This is a genomic window from Kibdelosporangium aridum (genome assembly GCF_900176515.1).
Taxonomy (GTDB): domain Bacteria; phylum Actinomycetota; class Actinomycetes; order Mycobacteriales; family Pseudonocardiaceae; genus Kibdelosporangium; species Kibdelosporangium aridum.
On record NZ_FWXV01000001.1, the window covers coordinates 2141811 to 2163263 of the forward strand.

At 66.3% G+C, this 21453-nt stretch carries 26 protein-coding genes; 13 read left to right on the forward strand and 13 right to left on the reverse strand.

Going from position 1 to position 21453, the window contains the following annotated elements; translation table 11 throughout:
* Window positions 1-18: 18 nt before the first annotated feature.
* The 8 genes from B9C43_RS09220 to B9C43_RS09255 all read right to left on the reverse strand — a co-directional run bounded on the left by B9C43_RS09220 (window position 19) and on the right by B9C43_RS09255 (window position 6099).
* The gene (locus B9C43_RS09220; protein WP_084425458.1) at window positions 19-663 is read right to left on the reverse strand and encodes a response regulator; all 645 of its coding nucleotides are present in this window, start codon (window positions 661-663) and stop codon (window positions 19-21) included.
* Entirely contained in the window at window positions 651-1811 is a 1161-nt protein-coding gene (locus B9C43_RS09225) for a sensor histidine kinase (protein ID WP_160096424.1), read from the reverse strand. The genes B9C43_RS09220 and B9C43_RS09225 overlap by 13 nt, the downstream gene beginning before the upstream one ends.
* The gene (locus B9C43_RS09230) at window positions 1733-2284 is read right to left on the reverse strand and encodes a hypothetical protein (RefSeq protein WP_033387287.1); all 552 of its coding nucleotides are present in this window, start codon (window positions 2282-2284) and stop codon (window positions 1733-1735) included. The genes B9C43_RS09225 and B9C43_RS09230 overlap by 79 nt, the downstream gene beginning before the upstream one ends.
* Complete coding sequence (locus B9C43_RS09235) at window positions 2281-3288, reverse strand: hypothetical protein (protein WP_143446195.1); 1008 nt, start codon at window positions 3286-3288, stop codon at window positions 2281-2283. Before B9C43_RS09235 ends, B9C43_RS09230 begins: the two co-directional genes overlap by 4 nt.
* 9 nt (window positions 3289-3297) lie before the next feature.
* The gene (locus tag B9C43_RS09240; protein ID WP_084425461.1) at window positions 3298-3654 is read right to left on the reverse strand and encodes a FixH family protein; all 357 of its coding nucleotides are present in this window, start codon (window positions 3652-3654) and stop codon (window positions 3298-3300) included.
* A complete protein-coding gene (locus B9C43_RS09245; RefSeq protein WP_084425462.1) occupies window positions 3651-4877 on the reverse strand; it encodes a hypothetical protein in 1227 nt (408 codons plus the stop codon). Before B9C43_RS09245 ends, B9C43_RS09240 begins: the two co-directional genes overlap by 4 nt.
* A gap of 71 nt (window positions 4878-4948) precedes the next feature.
* Window positions 4949-5521 carry a dihydrofolate reductase family protein gene (locus B9C43_RS09250; RefSeq protein WP_084425463.1) on the reverse strand — a complete coding sequence of 191 codons (573 nt, stop codon included), beginning with the start codon at window positions 5519-5521 and terminating at the stop codon, window positions 4949-4951.
* An 8-nt stretch (window positions 5522-5529) separates the two neighbouring features.
* Entirely contained in the window at window positions 5530-6099 is a 570-nt protein-coding gene (locus B9C43_RS09255) for a dihydrofolate reductase family protein (RefSeq protein ID WP_033387306.1), read from the reverse strand.
* Window positions 6100-6178: 79 nt separating this feature from the next.
* Here B9C43_RS09255 and B9C43_RS09260 point away from each other — a divergent pair, with 79 nt between their 5' ends.
* The 3 genes from B9C43_RS09260 (at window position 6179) to B9C43_RS09270 (ending at window position 8289) form a co-directional block, all read left to right on the forward strand.
* Window positions 6179-6757, forward strand: coding sequence for a TetR/AcrR family transcriptional regulator (locus tag B9C43_RS09260; RefSeq protein WP_084425464.1), 579 nt, complete (start codon window positions 6179-6181; stop codon window positions 6755-6757).
* Between the two features lie 37 nt (window positions 6758-6794).
* Window positions 6795-7484, forward strand: coding sequence for a hypothetical protein (locus B9C43_RS09265; RefSeq protein ID WP_235038506.1), 690 nt, complete (start codon window positions 6795-6797; stop codon window positions 7482-7484).
* A 112-nt stretch (window positions 7485-7596) separates the two neighbouring features.
* Window positions 7597-8289 (forward strand): hypothetical protein, encoded by a 693-nt coding sequence (locus B9C43_RS09270; protein WP_084425465.1) that lies wholly within the window; start codon window positions 7597-7599, stop codon window positions 8287-8289.
* Here B9C43_RS09270 and B9C43_RS09275 read toward each other — a convergent pair.
* Window positions 8286-10043 carry an AfsR/SARP family transcriptional regulator gene (locus B9C43_RS09275; RefSeq protein ID WP_084425466.1) on the reverse strand — a complete coding sequence of 586 codons (1758 nt, stop codon included), beginning with the start codon at window positions 10041-10043 and terminating at the stop codon, window positions 8286-8288. The two genes, B9C43_RS09270 and B9C43_RS09275, sit on opposite strands and share 4 nt — an antisense overlap.
* A 151-nt stretch (window positions 10044-10194) precedes the next feature.
* Here B9C43_RS09275 and B9C43_RS09280 point away from each other — a divergent pair, with 151 nt between their 5' ends.
* From B9C43_RS09280 to B9C43_RS09300, 5 genes are all read left to right on the forward strand, one after another.
* Window positions 10195-10401, forward strand: coding sequence for a hypothetical protein (locus B9C43_RS09280; protein WP_033387314.1), 207 nt, complete (start codon window positions 10195-10197; stop codon window positions 10399-10401).
* A gap of 70 nt (window positions 10402-10471) precedes the next feature.
* Window positions 10472-11014: a TlpA family protein disulfide reductase gene (locus B9C43_RS09285; protein ID WP_084425467.1), complete on the forward strand. Its 543-nt coding sequence runs from the start codon at window positions 10472-10474 to the stop codon at window positions 11012-11014.
* Window positions 11011-12843: an ABC transporter ATP-binding protein gene (locus B9C43_RS09290; RefSeq protein ID WP_084425468.1), complete on the forward strand. Its 1833-nt coding sequence runs from the start codon at window positions 11011-11013 to the stop codon at window positions 12841-12843. The genes B9C43_RS09285 and B9C43_RS09290 overlap by 4 nt, the downstream gene beginning before the upstream one ends.
* Window positions 12840-13256, forward strand: coding sequence for a S26 family signal peptidase (locus B9C43_RS09295; RefSeq protein WP_084425469.1), 417 nt, complete (start codon window positions 12840-12842; stop codon window positions 13254-13256). The genes B9C43_RS09290 and B9C43_RS09295 overlap by 4 nt, the downstream gene beginning before the upstream one ends.
* A gap of 3 nt (window positions 13257-13259) precedes the next feature.
* Window positions 13260-13805 carry a MauE/DoxX family redox-associated membrane protein gene (locus tag B9C43_RS09300; RefSeq protein WP_084425470.1) on the forward strand — a complete coding sequence of 182 codons (546 nt, stop codon included), beginning with the start codon at window positions 13260-13262 and terminating at the stop codon, window positions 13803-13805.
* 4 nt (window positions 13806-13809) lie between these two features.
* Here B9C43_RS09300 and B9C43_RS09305 read toward each other — a convergent pair whose 3' ends face one another.
* Together B9C43_RS09305 and B9C43_RS09310 are read right to left on the reverse strand one after the other, a co-directional pair.
* Window positions 13810-14004 (reverse strand): antitoxin, encoded by a 195-nt coding sequence (locus B9C43_RS09305; RefSeq protein WP_033387320.1) that lies wholly within the window; start codon window positions 14002-14004, stop codon window positions 13810-13812.
* Between the two features lie 87 nt (window positions 14005-14091).
* On the reverse strand, window positions 14092-15906 hold the full coding sequence (locus B9C43_RS09310) for a heavy metal translocating P-type ATPase (protein ID WP_084425471.1): 1815 nt from the start codon (window positions 15904-15906) through the stop codon (window positions 14092-14094).
* A gap of 66 nt (window positions 15907-15972) precedes the next feature.
* On the opposite strand from B9C43_RS09310, the gene B9C43_RS09315 reads away from it, so the two are divergent.
* Both B9C43_RS09315 and B9C43_RS09320 read left to right on the forward strand, forming a co-directional pair.
* Window positions 15973-16293 (forward strand): ArsR/SmtB family transcription factor, encoded by a 321-nt coding sequence (locus B9C43_RS09315; protein ID WP_033387336.1) that lies wholly within the window; start codon window positions 15973-15975, stop codon window positions 16291-16293.
* Window positions 16294-16359: 66 nt separating this feature from the next.
* On the forward strand, window positions 16360-17007 hold the full coding sequence (locus B9C43_RS09320; protein ID WP_084425472.1) for a hypothetical protein: 648 nt from the start codon (window positions 16360-16362) through the stop codon (window positions 17005-17007).
* Here the strand turns inward: B9C43_RS09320 and B9C43_RS09325 are convergent.
* Window positions 16987-18009 (reverse strand): cation diffusion facilitator family transporter, encoded by a 1023-nt coding sequence (locus tag B9C43_RS09325; protein WP_084425473.1) that lies wholly within the window; start codon window positions 18007-18009, stop codon window positions 16987-16989. The genes B9C43_RS09320 and B9C43_RS09325 overlap by 21 nt on opposite strands.
* A gap of 212 nt (window positions 18010-18221) precedes the next feature.
* On the opposite strand from B9C43_RS09325, the gene B9C43_RS09330 reads away from it, so the two are divergent.
* The 3 genes from B9C43_RS09330 to B9C43_RS09340 are packed head-to-tail and all read left to right on the forward strand — an operon-like array spanning window position 18222 to window position 21233.
* Complete coding sequence (locus B9C43_RS09330; RefSeq protein WP_143446196.1) at window positions 18222-19520, forward strand: hemolysin family protein; 1299 nt, start codon at window positions 18222-18224, stop codon at window positions 19518-19520.
* Entirely contained in the window at window positions 19517-20509 is a 993-nt protein-coding gene (locus B9C43_RS09335) for a hemolysin family protein (RefSeq protein ID WP_235038507.1), read from the forward strand. Before B9C43_RS09330 ends, B9C43_RS09335 begins: the two co-directional genes overlap by 4 nt.
* A gap of 4 nt (window positions 20510-20513) precedes the next feature.
* The gene (locus B9C43_RS09340; RefSeq protein WP_160096426.1) at window positions 20514-21233 is read left to right on the forward strand and encodes an alpha/beta fold hydrolase; all 720 of its coding nucleotides are present in this window, start codon (window positions 20514-20516) and stop codon (window positions 21231-21233) included.
* Here the strand turns inward: B9C43_RS09340 and B9C43_RS56645 are convergent.
* Window positions 21226-21369, reverse strand: coding sequence for a hypothetical protein (locus B9C43_RS56645; protein ID WP_160096428.1), 144 nt, complete (start codon window positions 21367-21369; stop codon window positions 21226-21228). The two genes, B9C43_RS09340 and B9C43_RS56645, sit on opposite strands and share 8 nt — an antisense overlap.
* Window positions 21370-21453: the final 84 nt, after the last annotated feature.

A 21453-nucleotide genomic window follows, 5' to 3' on the forward strand; every position in this document is an offset into this window, starting at 1 on the left:
GCGGGTTAAGTCAACGGTTCAGACGTGCCCGCGCAGCCGCGACCAGGCCAGCACCACGTGCACCCGGTCGGGGACGCCGAGTTTGCCCAGGATGTTCGACACGTGGACCTTCACCGTGTACCGGCTGATGGTCAGCCGTTCCGCGATCTCGTCGTTGGCCAGCCCGGCGGCGATCAGCTCGCCGACCTGGCGTTCCCGCGGTGACAAGCCCTGGATCGCCCGCAGCAGCGCCTGATCTTCGTCCGTCGGCATCGCGGGACGGAACGCGGTGATCATCCGCGCCGTGGCCTCCGGCGCGAGCACGGCCTGACCTGCGGCAACGATGCGAATGCCGTCCCGCAGCCGTTCGCTGGGCGCGTCCTTCAGCAAGAAGCCGCTGGCACCGGCCTGCAGGGCGGCATAGACGTAACTGTCGAGGTCATAGGTCGTGAGGATGAGGACTCGTGTGCGGCTTGAGACCCGGCGGGTCGCTTCGATCCCGTCCAGTACGGGCATCCGGATGTCCATCAGCACGACGTCCGGCGCGTGCTGATCGACCGCGGTCACGGCTTCCTGCCCGTTCGCCGCGACGCCCACAACCGACAGATCGGCCGCCGCGTCGATGATCTTGGTCAACGCTTCCCTGAGCAACTGTTCGTCATCGCAGACGACTACGCGGAGCACGCAACGCTCCTCACTGGCAGAACAGCACGCACCTCGAACCCGCCATCGGCAGACGGCCCCGCATGAAGCGTGCCTCCGACAAGGGAAACCCGTTCACGCATCCCGACCAAACCCAAGCCAGTCCCAGGGTTCGGCGTGATCACCCGTGGCGCGTTGACAACCACAACAGACAGTTGATCTGCCGCGAAGGACAACGAGACAGTTGTCGCGACTGGCCCGGCGTGTTTGATCACGTTCGTCAGCGACTCCTGGATCACCCGATAGGCGGCGTGTTCGATGCTGGCGTCCAGTAACCCGGCCTTTCCTTGCTGTATCAAGGTGATCTCCAGCGGAGTCGACGAGATCAGCTCGTCGATCTGAGCGAGGCCGGGCGGCACGATCAAGGGGTCGTGATCGGTGGCGGACGCGTTGGCGCGCAACACGCCGAGCAAGCGCCGCAACTCCGCGAGGGAGTTGCGGCCGGTCCGCGCGACCCTGTCCAGGGTCTCTCGCGCCTCGTCGGGTGATCCGGTCTCCGCAGCCGCGGTGGCGTCGAGGACCATCGCGGTCACCGAGTGGTTCAGGATGTCGTGCAATTCCCTTGCCAGCAGGGCTCTTTCACGTTCGACGACCTGTGTCCGCTCGGCTTCGAGCTCGCGGATCCTGGAGCGCTGGCGTGCGCCGAGCCGTCCGTTCGACCAGAACCCCACGAACATCACCGCGACCGAGACGATGCCGACCACGGCGAACCCCGGCTGCGAACCACCCACGATGCTCACGAACATCCCGATGGCCAGCAACGTCAGGCCGATGGCGAGCCCGATTCGTTGCTGCACCGGCTTTCCCCACGTGCCCAGTGCGAACGTCGCCGCGAGGACTCCGACGAAGATCTCATTGTCCAGCACGACCAGCACGGTTTCCAGGGCCATCACCATCAGCAGGACCGTCAGCGGCAACCGGCGGCACCACACGAGCGTGAACGTCTGCGCCGTCGCCACCCCGAGCATGATCCCGGTGTGCGGCTCCACCGGATCGTCCAGTATGGACAGCCAGGCGACCATCAGCGGCAGCAGCGCGATGAGTCCGTCGCTCAGTCGCTCCAGGCCAGCACGGCCTGCTTGCGCACCCGCCACCACTTGCGGCCAAGCAACAGCAACGCGATCGTCCACGGGATCATGCCGACCGTCCAGCTCAGCGCCGCCGGTGGGCCCGGCGTCGGCCCCGCCAGGACCGGCAGCGTCCCTGTCCCGACCCCGGGCACGGTGAATTCGAAGCGCCACATGCCCTCCTCGGGTAATGCCACGACATCCAGCCCCCACGCGTGGCGCGCCTGCGGATGCCGCTGCAACTTCATGTCGGCCTCGCCGTCGAGACCCACGATGCCCAGAGCCTTCGGTTCCCCGGACGGCGCGATCGCCCGCACGGTGCCGGTGCGCCCTTCGATTCCCCCAGCGGGCTCGAACGTGAAGTCTAGCGATCGCCCGGCTCTGATGGGCCAGTCCGAGAAAGACGCGGTCAACGTGCTGTTGCCCAACGGGATCCGCTCGCTGTGCACGATCGTCAACGGCTCTACCTGCGCCGACGCGACCGGTGCCGACAAGATCAACAGAGCGGCCACACTGAGCGCGATTCGTAGCCTCATACCGCCACCGCCTGCCGAGGGCTCAGCCGACGCAGCAGCGCCGCGCACTGCCAGCCGAACCGGCCGCCGAGGGCTCCGAACGCGGTGACGACCACGATGTTCAGCAGGGCGTTGCCCGGGAAGTCATCGAGAAAGCTCATGGTCACCGCGGCTATCAACCCGGCGGCAGCACCCAACCACGTCATGGCGACCTGCGGCGCGATCTCACGTTGTTTGGCGATCCGGACGGCACCCGCGCCGAGCAGGGCAAGGATCGGGAAGATCAGCGGCATCGCCAGAGCGACCATCGGTACGCCCAGTGCGTTGTCACGGATCGGCTGGTCGATTCCGTCGGCGTACAGCTGGGTCGCCCACGGCGGGAACAGGAACGAGGCAGCGTGCAACGCCGCATACGCCAGGCCCAGCGCTGCCATCCACCAGGCGCTGCGCGTCACACCGGCCATGACCGACAACGTCCATGCCGCGATCGCGGCACCGGTGATCGCGGACAACTTGATGCCGAACACCGAACCGTCGAGCAGGATCGAGCTCGCGGCGACGCCGCCCGCACCCGCCAACGCCAGCCCCCACAGACCTGACCGGGTCTCCCGCAACGCCGCGAACGCCATGATCGTCCCGATTGCCTGGATCTGCATGGCGAACTGCAGGCTCAGGTGCGACGGGGTGCTCTCCAGCAGGTCGAAGCCGAAGATCGTGTGCCACCACAGGTCAACCGCGCCGTACACCAGATGCCCGGCCGCGCCGAGACCAGCGACCAGGAACGGGGCCGGAGCCCGCAGCCCCAGCACCTTGACTCCGGGGTCCCGCTGGCTGCGCAGCACGACCACCAGGCTGGTCAGGCCGATCAGCGAGGTCCCGAAATAGAACATCAGGTGTGGTGCGGTGAAGAACGTGTCCGGGCCGACGTCGACGTGCCACTGCCCGTCCCACGCGACCCCCAGCCACAACGAACAGAAACCGGTCAGCAGCAACCACGCGCCGACCACTTGCCGCCTAGGTACCATCTCCAACTCCTATTTCACGGTGATTTCGAAGGTCACGACCCGGACGTCGGCTCGCACACTCAGCTCCCACAAGCCCGGCATCGAGAACAGCTCGCCTGTCGCCTTGAAGAGGCCGGGTTTCTCCCGCACAGCGGTGATTTCCCCAGTCAGGTGCCCCATGCGCGGCATCGTCGCGAACACGGACACAGCGGCCACTCCTGGCGGCGTTTCCACCTGCGCCACAACCGTTCCAGTAGTGGTCTTGTCCAGCTGCACGGTCACGTCCGAGCTGGTGAGCCTGACCGGTTCGGCACTCGGCAGAACAGTGAGCAGCAGAAGGGCGATCGCGACCACACCCGCGGCCGCCAGAACGAGCGGGCGCTTCATGAGAAAACCTCGACCACGTGCGGGACCGTCACGATCTTGAAGTCCTGCACGTACTGCACCCACGCGAAGTACTTGCCAGGCTTGGGAAAGCTCATTGTGAAGCGCAGCTTCGGACCATGCTGCGCGACCGTTCCGTCCGATGTGGACATCGGGCTCTGTTCGTGCACGTGACCGAAGAAGGTCCCGGCGTGGTCACGGGTGATCATGTGACCGGCCATGCCCAGCCACGGCTGCAGCCCGGTTGTGCCGGTGTCGACCTCGACGGTGACTGGACGGCCTGCCGGAAACCTCCAGGAAGCGGCTCGCGGGGACGCCTCGTGCGCAGGGCCGCCGACGTCGAAGGCCCCCGAGATCAACTGGCCGCCTGCGTCCAGCCGTTCAAGATCGAGGTACGCCAGGTACCGTCCCGGCCGTGCGGCGATGAGCCGGGTCTCCAGCCGGCCTCCGGCTGGCCTTATTGGATGGACATGGGTGAAGAACTCGCCATCCTCGCTGGTGATCACCAGGTGCGCGAGTGCGTCGTGGTGCACGGCGAGGTCGTTCACCGGCAGCCCTGTCGATCCGTCGACGAGCTCGAACCGGACTGTGACCTCGTCCCCCGCGCGTGGCTGGGCCGGAGTCACCGACAGAAAGCCCTGCGCGTTGGGACGGCCAGAATCACGCACTTCGGAGCCAAGCTGAGGCGAGACCACGGCAACGGTCGCCGCGACGACCATCGCGACTACACCGATACCGCCGAGGGACAAAGCGGTCCATCGGCGGGCCAGCGCGCCAGCGACGAGCGCCGCCGCGAGCAACACACCCGTCGCACCAAAACCGCCGTACACCACCAGTTCCCAGGTGGCGGACTGCGCAACGCGGACATCGAAAGGCAACGCTGAGACCTCGCCGGAGGCCTTGAGCAGCAGCTCATGCGGGCCGCCGTTCTGCACCTGCAGGACAACGGGATACGTGCCGGGCCGGTCGCGGTGGAGCCGGACCGTCCCGGCACTCCCGGCTACGGCAAGGTCGATCGTGAGATCACGAACCGGCTGGTAGGCAATGAGATCCACGTGCAGCGGACCGGGCACCTCCGGTGTCCGCCTGAGTACGACCGTCAGCTCGGTGCCCGAGATCGTCTGTGCCACACGCAGACCCGCGTCGGCACTGACCACATGTGCCGACGCGGGTACCGCGACCACAATCAGCGCTACCGAAACGCCCAGCACCAAACGAATGAACACGATTCCGAGACTAGGAACGCGTCACCGAACGCACATACGGCCCGAGTAGCGACTTGACTAGTGCTCGAGAACTACTGCTTCCGGTCGTACCACGTCACATAGGCGCCGTTGTCGCACAACACGTTCTCGGTCGGCGTGAACTGCGTCGGCTGGAACTCCCCGGTGATGAGGGGAATGCCGGCTCCGGCGAGCACCGGATACCGCTTGATGATCAATTGGTCGATCTCGGAGAGCAACGAACCGGCCAGCTTCGCGGCACCGGCAAGCCAGATGTCCTTGCCCTCGCGCTGTTTCAACTCCCGCACGAGCGCGAACGGGTCACGCACGAGCGTCACAGCGGGATCATCGATCTTCTCCAGCGAAGTCGACACGACATACTGCTCCAGGTTGGCCCACGGGCTGGTCATCCCGTCAGCCAAGCCGGGCAGGTATGTCCCCAACCCCATGATCACGGTGTCGAAGTTCTTGTTCGGCACGTCCGCGACCCCGACCATTTCGCGGAAGCGAGTCGGTATCGTGTCCGGGAACCGCTCGGTCATCCACGCCGTATAGGCGTCCGTGGTGGGATAGAAGTCGTACTCCCCACCGGGCCCCGCGATGTATCCGTCCAATGAGACGGCCATGTAGTAGACGAGCTTTCGCATGGGCTCCCTCACTTCCGGTCGAACCAGGTCACGTACACGCCGTTTTCGAACGAGACCTGCCTGGTCGGCGTGAACTGCGTCGGCTGGAACTCGCCGTTGACCGCGAGCACGCCCTTGCCCGCTATCACCGGGTAGCTCTTGATCACCAGCTGGTCGATCTCCGGCAGCACCGAACCCGCCAGCTTGCCGCCACCCGCGAACCAGACGTCCAGTCCTTCGCCTTGCTTGAGCTCCCGCACCAGCGACAACGGGTCCCGCACCAGCGTCACGGCAGGGTCGTCGATCTTCTCCAACGACGTCGACACCACGTACTGCTTCACATGGCCGTACGGGTTGGTGACGCCGATGTCCAAGGCAGGTTGGTACGTGCCGAGTCCCATCACCATCGTGTCGAACGCCTTGTTCGGCGCGTCGTCGAAGCCGAAGTGCTTGCGGACATGGGTGGGCAGCGTCTCCGGGTAGTTCTCGGACATCCAGGTCATGAATTCGTCCGACACCGGGTAGAAGTCGATCTCCCCGCCCGGCCCTGCGATGTAGCCGTCGAGCGAGATGCCCACGTAGTAGACGAGCTTTCGCATAACGCCCCCTCTGGAGTACTCTGACTGAAGTGGTTTGACCATAGTACTTCACTTGAAGTGGTGTCAACAGGAGGTTGAGATGCGGCAGAACCCCGCTCGGCGCGCCGCCCTGCTCGATGCGGCCATCGAGGTCCTGGCCAGGGAAGGCTCCCGGGGGTTGACCCTGCGCGCGGTGGACAAAGAGGCGGGCGTGCCGATCGGCACCGCGTCGAACTACTTCAACAGCCGGGACACCTTGCTCACGCAGGCAGGCGCCCGCGTGTACGAGCGTCTGATACCCGACGAGGCCACCCTCGCGCAGATGGCGCCGACGGGCGACATCGACACGGTTGTCGAGTTGCTGAAGGAGACGGTCAACCGGGTCTCCAGCTTCCGCACCGGCTACCTCGCACTGCTGGAACTGCGGCTCGAGGCGACGCGACGACCGGAACTACGTGAAGTCCTGACCAAGCGGGTGCGCACCGACATGGACGAGAACGTGGCCCGTCACCTTGCATCCGGACTGCCGGGCGACGCCACTTCGGTGCAGCTGCTCCAACTGGCGCTCAGTTGGCTGATCCTCGAACAGCTGACCCTGCCGGACATCTTCACCGCCGAGGAACGCGACAAACTGGTCACCGAGGCCGTGATCCGGCTGGCCGGGAACCGGGTGTTGTAATCTCAGCCGGCACGTTCGCGAAACTGGGGAAACACAGATGAGAATCACCGCCGGGATGCTTGGCGCCCTACTGGCCTGCGCGGCACTCACCGGGTGCACGAAGACGGTCACCGCGACCGCGGTCCCGGCGGACGACGTCCAGTCGACTGCTTCGCCGCGCTCGTCGTCCAAGAAGCCGACCTCGACGTCCACGCCCACGCCGTACCTGACCGAGACCCCGACCCTCGAGATCTCCGGCGCGACGACCCCGGCGGGCACGAAGCTGAAGTTCGGCGCCCAGGCCGTCATCCCCACGTTCAGCCGGTATGCCAAGGGCAATCTCGGGTTCACGGTCACTGTGGAGAGTGTCAAGGCACCGGACGCCGACATCGACAAGCTGCCGTTGAAGGACGAGGACAAGGCCAAGCTGCGCGGCAAGAACTTCTTCTTCGTGCGTGCGGTGCTGGAGAACCTCGACGGCGTCAACTTCACGCAGTACCAGGCTCCGCTGTTCACCGCGAGCACCAAGAGCGGCGGCTGGCCGGGCACGCTGCTCGGCCTGTCGAAGGTCGAGGTCAGCGGCTGCGCGGAGGAACTGTTCGCACCGAGCGACTTCACCACCAAGGGCGCGAAGTTCACCACCTGCAGGCTCTACTTCGGTCTCGCCTCCGACCCGATCACGTCGCTGAAGTACACCGAGAAGCCATATGACCGCGACAACAACAAGGCTGTGACCTGGCAGAGCTGACGTGCACCGGCCCCGGCGAGAACACGAATGATCCTCACGCATAACATTGTGCGGCGGATCACGGTGGCGCTAAGTTGCTCTCGCTTGTCAGACAAAGGGACCACGTGCACACATGCGACTGAAGCTGGCTGTCGGTGCCGGAGCCGTCCTCGTGCTCCTGCTGGTGCTTGTCATCGTCCTGCTGCCAGGTGACCAAGAAAACAGACCGGCCGCGTCCTTGACGGTCCCGACCGCGGGCGAATTGCCTGACGAGCAGGTACCGACGTCGATGACGATCACGCCGACGTTCATCCTGCCCGGCGCACCGACGAGTTCGGATCAAGCACCGACGTCGCCGTCCACAACACCGTCATCGTCATCCGGCGAACCACCGCCACCAGCCCGTCAGGCACCACCCGCACCAGCGGCAACCGTGTCGGGCCGGATCAATTTCTACGGCGCCCGCAACAACGACCCGCCCGGCAGCCGCGCCATCGCGTACACCAACGTCATGCACGGCCAAGCAGGCGGAACAGGCACGTTCGACGACCCGATCACGTTCGCCGCGGGCACCGACCGCTACCAGCCCGGGACCAAGATCTACGTCCCGGACCTCAAGCGGTATTTCATCCTCGAAGACCTGTGCCCGCAGTGTTCCGGCACGACGATCAACGTCTGGACGGGCTCGGCCACCGACTCCGGCAGCGTCGACTGCCAACGGTCACTCAGCCGCAACGGCGCGTGGGCCTACGAGGTCGGCCCGCCCGCCGGACGCGCGGTGGTCGCAGGTGACCTGTACCAGAACGGACGCTGTTTCCGGGCCTAGAGTTCCACGGCGAACAGTCGCATCAACGGTGGCAGCCGATAGGTGTCCTGCTCGCCCCACTCGGCAAGGCCGAGATCCACCAGCCGGTCCAGCGCGGCCTCGACCTTCATGGCGCTGGCACCAAGCGTGCTCGACGCATTGGCGATGTCGCAACCGTCGTAGCCCGGCTTGCCCAGCAACCGGAACGCCGCGCCAACCAACGGATCCTCGCTCTGGACAACCGCGTGATAGGCCGCTGAGTAGACCTCACGTACTGATTCACCGCAGAAGCTCAGCTCGTTCAGCCGGTGTTCCTCGGCGGCCAGTCTGCGTGCCAGCCAGGACAAGGACCGGACCGGCCGATATGCCAATATCGTTCCCACGATCCGCAGCGCCAGCGGAATCCCGTGACAGTACTGGACAATGCTCGCCGCCGCGGCGGGCTCGGCATCCACCCGCACCCGTCCGGCCAACCGCGCCACCAGTTCGCGTCCGTCCAGATCAGACAGTGGGGTGAGGGCGAGATGTTCGGCGCCGCCCAGCATCAACGGCGAACGGCTTGTCACCATGACCGCGCAGGACCCGCCAGCCGGGAGCAGGTCACGCAGTGCAGCCGATTCGGCCGCGCCATCGAGCACCAGGAGGACCTGTCGATGCGCCAGGTGGGAACGCAGGACCGCGGCGGCTTCGTCCGGCTTCTTCGGGATCTCGAGCGGTGGTACGCCCAGGTGCCGGAGAAGCCGCTGGGGTAATCGGGTTCCCTGGCTTTCCGCGGCGAGATCGATGTAGAGCTGGCCGCCCGGGAACTGTGCCTCGACGCGGTGCGCCATCTCCAGCACCAATGCGCTTTTCCCGATCCCGCAGGGCCCGTGCACGACCGCGATCCGTGGCCCCGACTTGTCCAACAGTCCTTGCAGGTGTGCGAGATCCCGGTCCCGGCCGACGAATGACCCGCACCGCGCGGGAAGTTCCCGTGGTGCTGGCGCGTTGGCGTGCACAGTGGTCGTGCGTGTTCCCAAGCTGGGGTCGCGGTCCAGCACCGCCCGGTGCAGCCGCACCAGGTCCGGTGACGGCTCCAGGCCAAGATGTTCGGCGAGCGCGCAGCGGCAATCGGCGTAGGCGGCGACAGCGCCTGCCGGATCGCCCGATCGATAGAGCGCAGTCATCAGGTGCGCCCATGCGCGCTCCCGCAACGGGTTCTCCGCGACGAATTCCCGCAGCTGGCCGATCACCTCCCGATGCTCACCGAGGCCCAGCCGGGCGTCGAGGTAGTCCTCGGCCACCGACAGCCGCAGCTCCTCGACCGGCGCGATCAGTCCGGCGAGTGCGTCGCTGTCGGCCAAGTCCTCCAGCACCGCGCCACGGCATGCTGACAGCGCCTCACCCAAATGCCTTGCGGCAGCGGCATAATCCCCATGCGACAGCGCGGCACGGCCTACATTCGCGCGCTCGGTGAAGCCGTGCAAGTCAAGTTCACCTTGCTGCAAGGAAAGCTCGTAACCCGCTGAGTGCCCGGTGATCCGCTGTCCGCCGGATGCGCAGGCGGGAATCGCGCGTCGCAGGCGATTGGCGTACGTGCGGACGTTGGCCACCGCCGACTGTGGCGGCTCATCACCCCACAGTGACTGGATCAGTTTGCGCAGTGGCACTGCCCGTCCGGGATTGAGCAGCAACGTCGCCAGAAATGTGCGCTGCTTCAGCGATCCCAGTGCGACGGTGCCCGTTTCGGTGTGGACCTCGGTCCTCCCCAGGATCCTGAACTCGATCGTCGACACCCCGCACAGCGTGCCCGAAGGTGATCAAGAACTTGTCAAATCGGATACACGCGGTCGTGTATCCATTGTGTTCGTCGTTGTGTACCTGGCTTTCCTACGTTGGGCGCCACCAAGCGCCGACCGGCGCGCGAGGAAGTGAGGAACGCGGTACATGCGCACGACTATCGGGGCCTTCAGCGACAAGCTGCTGAGCATGTTCATCCCCAAGGCCGACGTGGGCGCGGCCTGCCCGCCCGACCCGCACTACCGGCACTGCTACTGCCGTGAACGCAGCGACTTCCGCAGGCACTGCTCGTACAACGGTGCCTGCAAGCTGTACTGCGGCCCCTGCTACGCCTTCCGGGTCTGCGGAGGCTAGCTCTTGACCCGCGGGTGGCGCGGTCGCCACCCGCGGTATCCAATCCCCCCGAGAGCCTCGGAGTTCTGCCATGCCCTTACTGACGGCCGCCGTCGTCATCGTCGGAATCCTGTGCGTCATCGACCTGCTCCTCAGCTTCGGCATCATCCGGCGGCTGCGGGAACAGAACGAGACCCTTCGTAAAGTGCAGCAACAGGCAGGCGGCGGTATCGACGCGGACATCGCACTGCCTGCCGGATCAACCGTCGCCATGTTCACCGCGACCGCGGTCAGCGGCGCCGAAGTGTCCAATCTGGACGGCACCGGGTTCCTGATCGGCTTCTTCACCCCGAACTGCGAGCCGTGCAAGGAGCGGATGCCCGAGTTCATCGAATACGCCACCCGCTTCGACGGCCGGGTGATCGCGGTCGCGGACGTCGATCCCGGTGCGGCCGACGACATGGTCGGCCGGCTGGGCGAGGTGGCCGAGGTCGTGCTCGAGCGGGACGGCGGCCCGGTGCACCAGGCGTTGGGCGCCAAGGGTTACCCGGCGCTGTCCCTGGTCGACGGCTCAGGGACCGTCGTGGCCAGCGGATGGGAGATCTCCGCGTTGCCGGTGCCGGCTAACCGGTGAACGCCTCCCTTGGTGTCCGCCGGGCGCTGACCCTGCTGGCCGCGGCAATCCGGCTGACCAGGCAGGCGGCGCCGGCGGGCACCCCGTTCTACGTCCTGATGTGCGTGTTCAGCGGGCTCGCCCCGATCGTGACGGCATGGTGCACCAAGGTCTTGCTGGACGGGCTGGCCGTCGGTGGAGCGTGGCTGACGTTGCTTCCGTGGGCGGTCGCTCTGGCGGTCGCCGGGCTGGTGACCGGCTTGCTGCCGGTGGTGTCGGAGTACCTCAAGCAGCGACTGGACCGGGCGGTGGCCCGGTTGACGATGGACCGGTTGTACGTGGCGATGGACCGGCTGACCGGTCTGGCTCGGATGGAAGATCCGGCCTTCCGCGACAAACTCCGGCTTGCTCAGCAGACCGGTCGCAGCGGCCCGGGTCAACTCGTCGACGATGGGCTCGGCACCGTCCAAGCGGCCGTGACAGTGGGTGGTTTCCTCGGGACTGTGCTCGTGATCAACGCGAGTATGGCGTTGATCGTGCTGGTCGCCGCGGTTCCCGCGCTCATCGCGCACCTGCGGTTGAGCCGCGCCCGGGCGCAGATGTTGTGGTCGATCGCCCCAGCCGAACGCCGTGAGGTGTTCTACGCCGATCTCCTTGCGAGTCTGGATGCGGCCAAGGAACTCCGGCTGCTCGGTCTCGGCGGCTTGTTCCGCCGTCGGATGCTCGTGGAGTTGACTGCCGCGCACACCGCTATGGAAGGCCAAGACCGTCGAGACGCGCGGGTGCAAGGAGTGCTGGCGGGCCTGACCGCGCTGGTGTCCGCCGGCGGGCTCGTGTGGTCGGTATGGCTGGCGGCTCAAGGGAGTTTGTCGATCGGCGACGTCGCCATGTTCATCGCGGCCGTCGGCGGAGTGCAAAGCGCGCTACAAGGTCTGGTGGTACGGCTGGCTTCGGCGCACCACTCGATGTTGTTGTTCGATCATTATCTGGAGATCTCATCACAGGAGCCGGATCTTCCGATTCCTGTTTCCCCTCAAGCTGTTCCGCCGCTGCGCTCTGGCATCGAACTGCGCGATGTGTGGTTCCGGTACGCGGAGGACCAGCCATGGGTGCTGCGCGGGGTGAACCTGACTATCCCGCACGGGCGTTCGCTTGCGTTGGTCGGCCTGAACGGCGCGGGCAAGTCCACAATCATCAAGCTGCTGTGCCGTTTCTACGACCCCGATCGCGGCACGATCCGCTGGGACGGGGTAGACCTCCGCCATGTCCCGGTGGACGAGTTGCGTGCCCGGATCGGCGCGGTGTTCCAGGATTACATGTGTTACGACCTGAGCGCGGCCGAGAACATCGGCGTGGGCGACGTATCCTGTATGGACGATCGGGAGCGAGTGGTCGCAGCGGCACACCGGGCCGGTGCGCACGACATCGTCGCCGCACTGCCGAAGGGCTACGACACCCTCCTGTCGCGAATGTTCTTTGACGAAGCCGACCGAGATGACCCGGAGACCGGAGTGTTGTTGTCCGGTGGGCAATGGCAACGACTCGCGTTGGCCCGGGCATTTCTGCGGGACCGCAGGGATTTGATGATCCTCGACGAGCCAAGCAGCGGCCTGGACGCCGAGGCGGAGTACGAAGTGCACAGCAGCCTACGGCGACACCGTGACGGCGCGACCAGCGTGCTTATCTCCCACCGCCTTGGGGCGATTCGCGATGCCAACGTGATCGCAGTGCTCGCCGACGGCAAGGTGGCAGAGATCGGCACGCACGATGAACTGATGGCTGCGTCCGGGGAGTACGCGCGGTTGTTCCGGCTGCAGGCTTCAGGTTACGAAGAGGTGGTTCTCCCTTGATCTGGGCGGTACTAGCTGTTGTCGGCGCCGTGGTGGCGTGGGCAGTGGTGCAGCGCAGGCGCCTGCTCGTGGTCACGGTGCACGGGGTGAGCATGGAACCGACCTACCGGTCTGGTGATCGGCTGTTGGTGCGCCGGTCGCGGCTGGAGCGCGTGCGGACAGGGCAGGTTGTGGTGGTGCAAGTGGAGAAGGCGCCCGGCGATCCGACCGGTGGGCGGCTGGTGAAGCGCGCGGCAGCGGTACCGGGTGACCCAGTCCCCGCGCACATCCCGGTGGCCGACTCGGTAGTGCCTCACGGCAGGCTGCTAGTGCTCGGCGACAATCCGGCGCGCAGCAACGACTCGCGAAGGCTCGGCTACATCCCGGCAGAAGCGTTGATCGGCGTGGTCCTTCGACCGATCGGTGAGAGGTAAGCAATGGCCTACATCAGCGTTGCGGCGATGGTCCTCTGCGGGCTCGTCCTGCTCATCTCCGCAGTCAGCAAGGCCCGCAGCGGCAAGGACTACGCCGAGTTCGCCGCATCCATCCCCGCCTTCGGCATCCCCGCCCAGTGGACGCGGCTGTTCGCCGCGGCGACGTTGGCCGCAGAGGTTGCCATCACTGCCCTGTTGCTATGCGCGACTGTGCTCATGGCAGCCGATCTCAACACCGGACGTTGGCTCGCCACCGCTGGGCTGGGGCTCTCGGTGGGGCTGTTCGGTGTGTTGACTGTCGCGGTCTGGCGGGCGGTGGCGCGTCGGTCTGGCGCGGTGTGCCGTTGTTTCGGGCCAGCCCATACGGTGCTGGCCCGTCGGCATGTGGTGCGCAACGCGCTCTTGTTGTTGATCGCCGTGCTTGGTGTGGCCACGCTGTCGCCGGGCACAGTGGACCCCGTGATCGCGGCGCTGGCCGCCGCAGGCGGTGCCGTGGGCGCGGTCTTCGTGATCCGGTTCGACGATCTCGCCGACCTGCTTGTCGGCTAACAGGTTACGCGGGCGGCTGGTTGTTGTCGGGCCGCTGCATGCGCTCCTTGAGCTTGTCGGCACCCTGCTGGATCTTGTCGCCGTGCTTCCCGCCGGTCCGCTGGTCGGCGACGTCGGCTGCCTTGTCGATGCCCTTGTCGACCTTGTCCGGGTGTTCCCCGGCCAGCTTCTGCAGCTTTTCCTTGGCCTTCTCGAACATAGTGCCACTCCTGTCCGTGTTGTGAACTGCCAGTCAGTGGGCTACCCGATCACTCCTGCGCTATGCATCTGTCCACTGATCGAGTGACTAACTGTCCCAAGCGGACCGTCGGAGCAGGCGCAAACCGTTGAGACCCACAATGATCGTGGAACCTTCATGGCCAGCGACGCCCAGCGGGAGCGGCAGCGTGCCGAACAAATCCCACCCGGCCAGCACACAAATGAATGTCCCAGCGATGACGAGGTTCGCGATCACGACCCGGCGGGCGCGTCGGGCCAACGCGATCACAGCGGGCACAGTGGACAAATCATCACGGGTGATCACGACATCAGCGGTGTCCAAGGCGAGGTCGGATCCCGTACGCCCCATGGCGATTCCCACGTGAGCAGTCGCCAACGCGGGAGCGTCGTTCACACCATCCCCCACGACAACAGCCCGCGGCATCTGCTGCACCGCGGCCACTTTGTCCTGTGGCAACAGTCCTGCCTGGACGTTGGTGATTCCGACATCGGCCGCGATCTTCGCAGCGGCCCTTGGGTTGTCCCCGGTGAGCAGGACCGGTTGCATCTCAGCGAGCCGCTGCACGGCATCGGCAGCACCCGGCCGCAGCTGGTCGGTCAGCCCGATCACTCCGGCGAGTACACCGTCCACTTTGACCACGACCGCCGTGTACCCGCTGGACTCGACCGACTCGACGACAGGATCTGCCCTGTCCAGCAAATGCGCCGGACTGCCCACTTCGACCAGTCGCCCGTCGACCACAGCGGACACTCCCTTGCCTGGCACGGACGTGAACTCCGACGCCGGGGCCGCATCCGGGCACGCCGCGACAATCGCCCGCCCCACTGGATGCTCGGACTGGCTCTCAGCAGCCGCCGCCAGCCGCAGAACGTCGACTTCCAGCAGCGGTTTGACGACCGCGACCTCAGGTGTCCCCAACGTGAGTGTGCCGGTCTTGTCGAACGCCACGCGCGTCGCCGTGCCGAGACGTTCGAGCACCACCGCGGATTTCACCAGAACTCCATGACGGCCCGCGTTGGCGATCGCGGACAGCAAGGGCGGCATCGTCGCGAGCACCACGGCACAGGGTGACGCCACAATCATGAAAGTCATCGCCCGCAACAAGGTGGGCTCGAACGCGGCGCCGAACGCCAGCGGGACGAGGAAAAGCGCCAACGTCACGGCGACCATGCCCACCGAGTACCGCTGTTCCACCTTTTCGATGAACAGCTGAGTCCGGGCTTTGGTCGCACTCGCCTGCTCGACCATGGCCACGATCCTGGCGATCACCGTGTCCTTGGCCGGCCTGGTGATCCGTACGCGCAGCGCGCCGGTTCCGTTCAACGTCCCGGCGAAGACCTCGTCGCCGAGGTGTTTCGGCGCGGGCAGCGGCTCGCCGGTAATCGTCGCCTGGTCGACGTCGCTGGCGCCGTCGATCACCGCACCGTCGCCGCCGATCCGCTCGCCGGGACGCACCAGGATCACGTCACCGGCCTGCAGTTGTGCCGCGTCGACGACCTGCTCGCCGTCGGCGGTGACCCGGGTCGCGGTCTGCGGTGCGAGGTCGAGCAGGCCGCGTACCGAGTCCTCGGTGCGCTTGGTCGCGACCGCCTCCAACGCACCGGAGGTCGCGAAGATCACGATGAGCAGCCCGCCGTCGAAGACCTGGCCGATGGACGCGGCTCCGATCGCCGCCAGGACCATCAGCAGGTCGACGTCGAGCGTCTTCTCACGCAACGCCTTGAGCCCCGACAACGCAGGTTCCCAGCCACCGGCGGCGTAACAACACAGGTAGAGCGACCACCACAGCCACGACGGCCCGCCGGCCACCTGCGTGAGCAGGCCGAATCCGAACAGGCTGGTCGAGAGCACGGCCCAGCGCACTTCCGGGAGAGAGAACATGAAGACATCTTATCTGCGCATTCACGCAGATACGCAAGCAGTTGACCAAGCAGGCTATGATGCGGTATGCACTCGTCTCTTCCCGACTTCGACATGCCCTCCGAAGAGCAGGTCCACCTCGCCGCCGAAACGTTCCGGCTGCTGGCCGACCCGACCCGGATCAGGGTGCTGTGGGCGTTGTTGCAAGGCGAGTCGTCGGTCGCGTGCCTCGCTGAACTGGCAGGCGCCGCCCCCACCGCGGTCAGCCAGCACCTGGCCAAACTCCGGCTCGCCGGCCTGGTCAAAGGCCGCAGGGAGGGCACGTTCGTCTACTACTCGGCGGCCAACGACCACGTACGCGGCCTGCTCGACCAGGCGTTGTTCCACGCGGGCCAGATCGACGCGTGAGCCTTCCGCCGACGTCGACCCGATCAATAACATGGCGTGTCGGCTCGGCTACCAGTGGAGGCAGTTGTGCGCTCGCGCCCGCGTACCTTACGCAGCGAACGATGGGGCGGCGGCGAATCGCCGCAGCCAAACCGGGCCAAAGCACTGTGGGCGATCCCGATCGTCATCGTGGCCTTCGTAGCCGGGTTCTTCCTGGGCCGTCCCAGCGCCGAAATCGCCGCCGACCCGGTCGCGGAGATGAAGAAACAAGACGCGCAACGCGACAACGAACAGATCGGCACGCTCACCCAGCAAGCGCGGCGCATCCACGACGGCCTGCTCCCCGTACTCGAAGGCCTCAACACGACCGCCGCCACCAAGGAACAGGTCACCGGCTGGCAGAAGGTGACCAAGGGCTACGTGGACGAGTTCGCCGAACGCCCGTCGGCGGGCACCGCGGTCAACATCGCCCGCTCGGGCCTGGCCTCCAGCGTCCAGCAGCTTGACCTCGCGGTGGCCACCTTCGCCAAATCCCTTGACGCACCGGACAAACAGGCCTGGCTGGAGACCGCCGGGCGGCAGCGCGACGCGGCCGTCGTCACCTGGTCCATCGCGGCGACCCAGCTTGACGTCCTCAACGTCGACTCGGGCCGCGGTCACGCGCACATCTTCCTGCCGTCCAAACCTGGGCAAGGAGCGCTCACGTCGGACGGATCACCCGAGGGTCCGCGATAGGTGATGCGCGACCAGGTCGTGCGCCGCGTCCCCATGCGGCTCAGCGGGATGAGCGTGCAGGACGGCCCGGGTGACCCGCGGCAACGCGTGCAGTAGCCGGTGCTCGGCATCGTGGGCTATCTGATGGGCGGCGCTCAGCGTCAAACCCGGATCGACGGACAGCTCTGCCTCCGCGTGCAACGCGTGCCCGACCCAACGGAGCCGAACCTGGTGCACGGCAAGAACACCAGGCGACGAAGCAAGCGCGTGTTCGGCTTGATCGACCAGTACCGGGTCGACCGCGTCCAGCAGCCGCCCGAAGACCTCTTTGGCCGCACCCCACAACACGGACAAGATCGCGACGGTGATCAGCAGGCCCACCACAGGGTCCGCCCACTGCCAGCCGACCGCCGCACCACCGGCTGACAGCAGCACGGCCAGACTCGTGAAGCCGTCCGTCCTGGCGTGCAGCCCGTCAGCGACCAGAGCCGCCGATCCGATCTGCCTGCCCACGGTGATCCGGTACCGGGCCACGAGTTCGTTGCCCAGGAAGCCGATCAGGCCGGCCGCCGCGACCCAGCCGATGTTGCGCATGTCCCGTGGCTCGATCAGCCGCTGGATCGCTTCCCAGCCGGCCAACCCGGCTGACGTGCCGATCACGGCGAGGATCACCAGACCGGCAAGGTCTTCCGCGCGCCCCAAGCCGTAGGTGAACCGGCGGGTGGCCGCGCGCCTGCCCAGCAGGAACGCGATGCCCAACGGCACAGCCGTCAACGCGTCAGCGAAGTTGTGCAACGTGTCGCCCAGCAACGCCACAGATCCAGTGAAAGCGACAAGGACAGCCTGGGCCACGGCCGTGACCATCAAGGCCGCGAAGGAAATCCACAGTGTCCGCATGCCTCGGCGGCTCGCTTCGAGCGCACTGTCCACAATGTCACCGGCATCGTGGCTGTGCGGTTTGAGCCGAGCCAAGATTCCCTTCCTGTGGTGATGGCCGTGACCGTGCCCATGCCCGTGTCCCATGGCCTCAAGATAGGTGCTCCCACTGCGAAGCGACAACGGCGCAACAGCCATCTACCTGCAACAACAACCGTGTCGCGGATGGTGACACGCCGGAACTAATCGCCCATAAGGTACGTTCGAGTTCACTGAGAGGCCCTTACCCCCGTTCGAGAGAGGATCATGGACCCCTCCCGAAGTACCAGCCGCACATGTTCCAGTCAGGAACGTGTGCGATGACCATCCTGCTCGGCATCCTCGTTGTGGTCGCGTTGACCGCGTTGACCGGTTATTTCGTGGCACAGGAATTCGGCTACATGGCCGTGGACCGCTCGCGGCTGAAAGCCAGGGCAGCCGCTGGCGACGCAGGCGCCACCCGTGCACTGGGCATCACCAAACGCACGTCATTCATGCTGTCCGGCGCGCAACTGGGCATCACCGTGACCGGTCTGCTCGTTGGTTACGTCGCCGAGCCGATGATCGGCGCGGGCCTTGGCGAACTCCTGGGTGGTGTGGGAATCCCGCAGGCCGTGGGCATCGCGATCGGCACTGTGCTGGCGTTGCTGTTCTCCACCGGCGTGCAGATGGTGTTCGGCGAGCTCGTGCCCAAGAACCTCGCCATCGCCCGGCCGGAACCGGTGGCCCGCAGGCTGGCGCTGTCCACCGGCGTGTACCTCAAGGTCTTCGGCTGGCTGATCCGGCTGTTCGACCACGCGTCGAACCTGCTGCTCAAGGTGCTGCGGATCAAGCCGGTGCACGACGTCGAACACGCGGCCACGCCACGCGACCTCGAACACATCGTGGCCGCGTCCCGGGCCAGCGGTGACCTCCCGGCCGAACTGTCCACTTTGCTCGACCGCACGCTCGATCTGCACGAGCGGACGGCCGAGCACGCGATGATCCCGCGGCCGTTGGTCACCACGATCGACGCTGACGATCCGGTCAGCCACGCCATCGAACTGATGGCTTCCGGGTATTCCCGCCTGCCCGTGCTCGGCTCCGATGTGGACGATGTGACCGGGATGATCTGCCTGCGGGACGTGCTCGAACTGGACGACCGGACAGACATCGCTGTCCGCGAAGCGACCCGGCCGAGCGTCATGGTTCCCGCGTCGTTGCCGTTGACCGTGGTCCTGGCGCGGTTGCGCGAAGCGGGCGAGCAGTTCGCTTGTGTCGTCGACGAGTACGGCGGCTTGGCCGGCGTGATCACGATGGAGGACATCGCCGAGGAGCTCGTCGGTGAGATCACCGACGAACACGATCCCGTGGGTGAAGGCATCGCCACGGCGGCCGAGGACGGCTGGTTGCTGCCCGGTACAACCCATATCGACGAGGTGGAACGACTGATCGGGCACGATCTGCCGGACGGCGAGTACGAGACGATCGCGGGTCTGGTGATCACCGAGATGCAACGGCTGCCCAAACCCGGCGACACGGTCACGATCGAGCTCCCGCGCGAGCACAAGATCACCGTGACGGTCCGGAGCATCGCCCGGCACGTGCCGGACACAGTTCTGCTGCGGGTGATCACGTGAGCACCGGGCTTGCGTTGGTCATCACCGCCGGAATGGTGGCGCTGAGCGCGTTCTTCGTCGCTGTCGAGTTCGCTTTGGTGGCAGCGCGGCAATACCGCCTGGCCGAAGCCGCTGAGAAGAGCCTGTCGGCGCGGGCCGCGTTGCGCAGTTCACGGGAGCTGTCCCTGCTCCTGGCCGGTTCCCAGCTGGGCATCACGCTGTGCACCCTTGTCCTTGGCGCAGCGGCGAAACCAGCCGTGCACGACATGATGACGCCCCTGATGATCAGCTGGGGCCTGCCGGAGGTCACCGCGGACGTGATCGCGTTCATCTTGTCGCTGCTCGTCGTGACGTTCGTGCACCTGGTCGTCGGCGAAATGGCGCCGAAGTCGTGGGCGATCGCGCATCCGGAGTTCTCCGCGACACTGCTTGCCCTGCCGATGCGGGCATTCATGTGGTTCACGCGCCCGCTTCTGGTGGCGCTCAACACCATGGCGAACTGGGTGCTGCGGAAGTTCGGTGTCGAACCGGTGGACGAGGTCAGCCCGGGCCGCAGTCCGGACGACTTGCGTCAGCTCCTGGACCACTCGGCGCGGGCCGGCGCGCTGGACGATTCGCGGCACGAGCAGCTGGCGACCGCACTGGAGCTGAACACCCGGCCGTTGCGCGAGGTCGTCCGGCCTGACCTGGCGTCCGTCTCCCCCAATGCCACGTGCGCGCAGATCAAGGCGGCGGCACGGGAAACCGGGCATCTCCGGCTGGTGGTCATGTCCGAGGGGCGGCCGGTCGGCGTTGTGCATGTTCGCGACGCGTTGTTGCAGCCGTCTGAGGTGACGGCCTCCTCACTGATGCGTCCGGTCCTGACGTTGAGCGCGACAACGCCGATCTACGCGGCGCTCAGCACGATGCGCGAGACCCGTAACCACCTGGCGCTCGTTGAGGCCGACGGCGAACTGGCAGGCCTGGTGACCTTGGATGACGTGCTGAATCAGCTACTGCCGGTAGCCTGACGTGGTGATCGTATTTCTGCACGGAGTGCCGGAGACCGCAGCCATCTGGCGCAAGCTCCGGGCGGCGATCGGGATGGAGTCCGTCGCGCTGTCGTTGCCCGGATTCGGCTGCGCACGGCCGGAAGGATTCGAGTCGGCCAAGGACGAGTACGTCGCTTGGGTGGCCGACCAGCTCGACCGGTTCGACGAGGTGGATCTGGTCGGCCATGACTGGGGCGCCGGTCTGACGTACCGCCTCGCCTTGACGCACCGGTTGCGCTCGTGGGTCGCCGACGTCGCCAACATCCTGCACCCCGGCTACGTCTGGCACCCGCAGGCTCAGGTTTGGCAGACACCGGGCAAAGGCGAAGCCGGGATCGAGCAGATGCTGGCCACACCCACGGAGACGTTGGCCGAGCGGTACACCAGTTACGGCCCCTCGGTTGAGGACGCTCGGGAAATGGCGCAGGGAACCGACGAGACGATGGGTGCGTCGATCCTGTCGCTGTACCGATCGGCCACGCCGAACCTGCACAGCCACTGGGGTCCGCTGGCCCCGACCGAGGCACCTGGCCTCGTGCTGCACGCGATCAACGACCCGTTCTCGGAGGAGGGCAAGGCTCGCGAAGTGGCGACCGCACTCGGCGCGCGGTTCCAGTCGATCGAGGCCAACCACTTCTGGCCGTACGAGGCACCGGACAAGGCGGCCGAAGTCCTCACGCAGTTCTGGGCCTCGGTCAAGTAGACCGCAGGATGATCTCCGGCGTGTCCTGCACGGCCTGCGCGGTGGCCAGCGGGCCGATCTCGTGCAGGATCGTGATCGCCTGGTCCCACAGCACCTTGCGCTCGTCGAGCTGAGCCAGATCAGCAACATCGTCCACTTCGCCGCGGGCACCTGACAAACCGGAAAGTTCCGGCAGTTTTCCCCTCGTGGCTCGCCGGTTGCCCGCCTTAGCCTGGCGCAC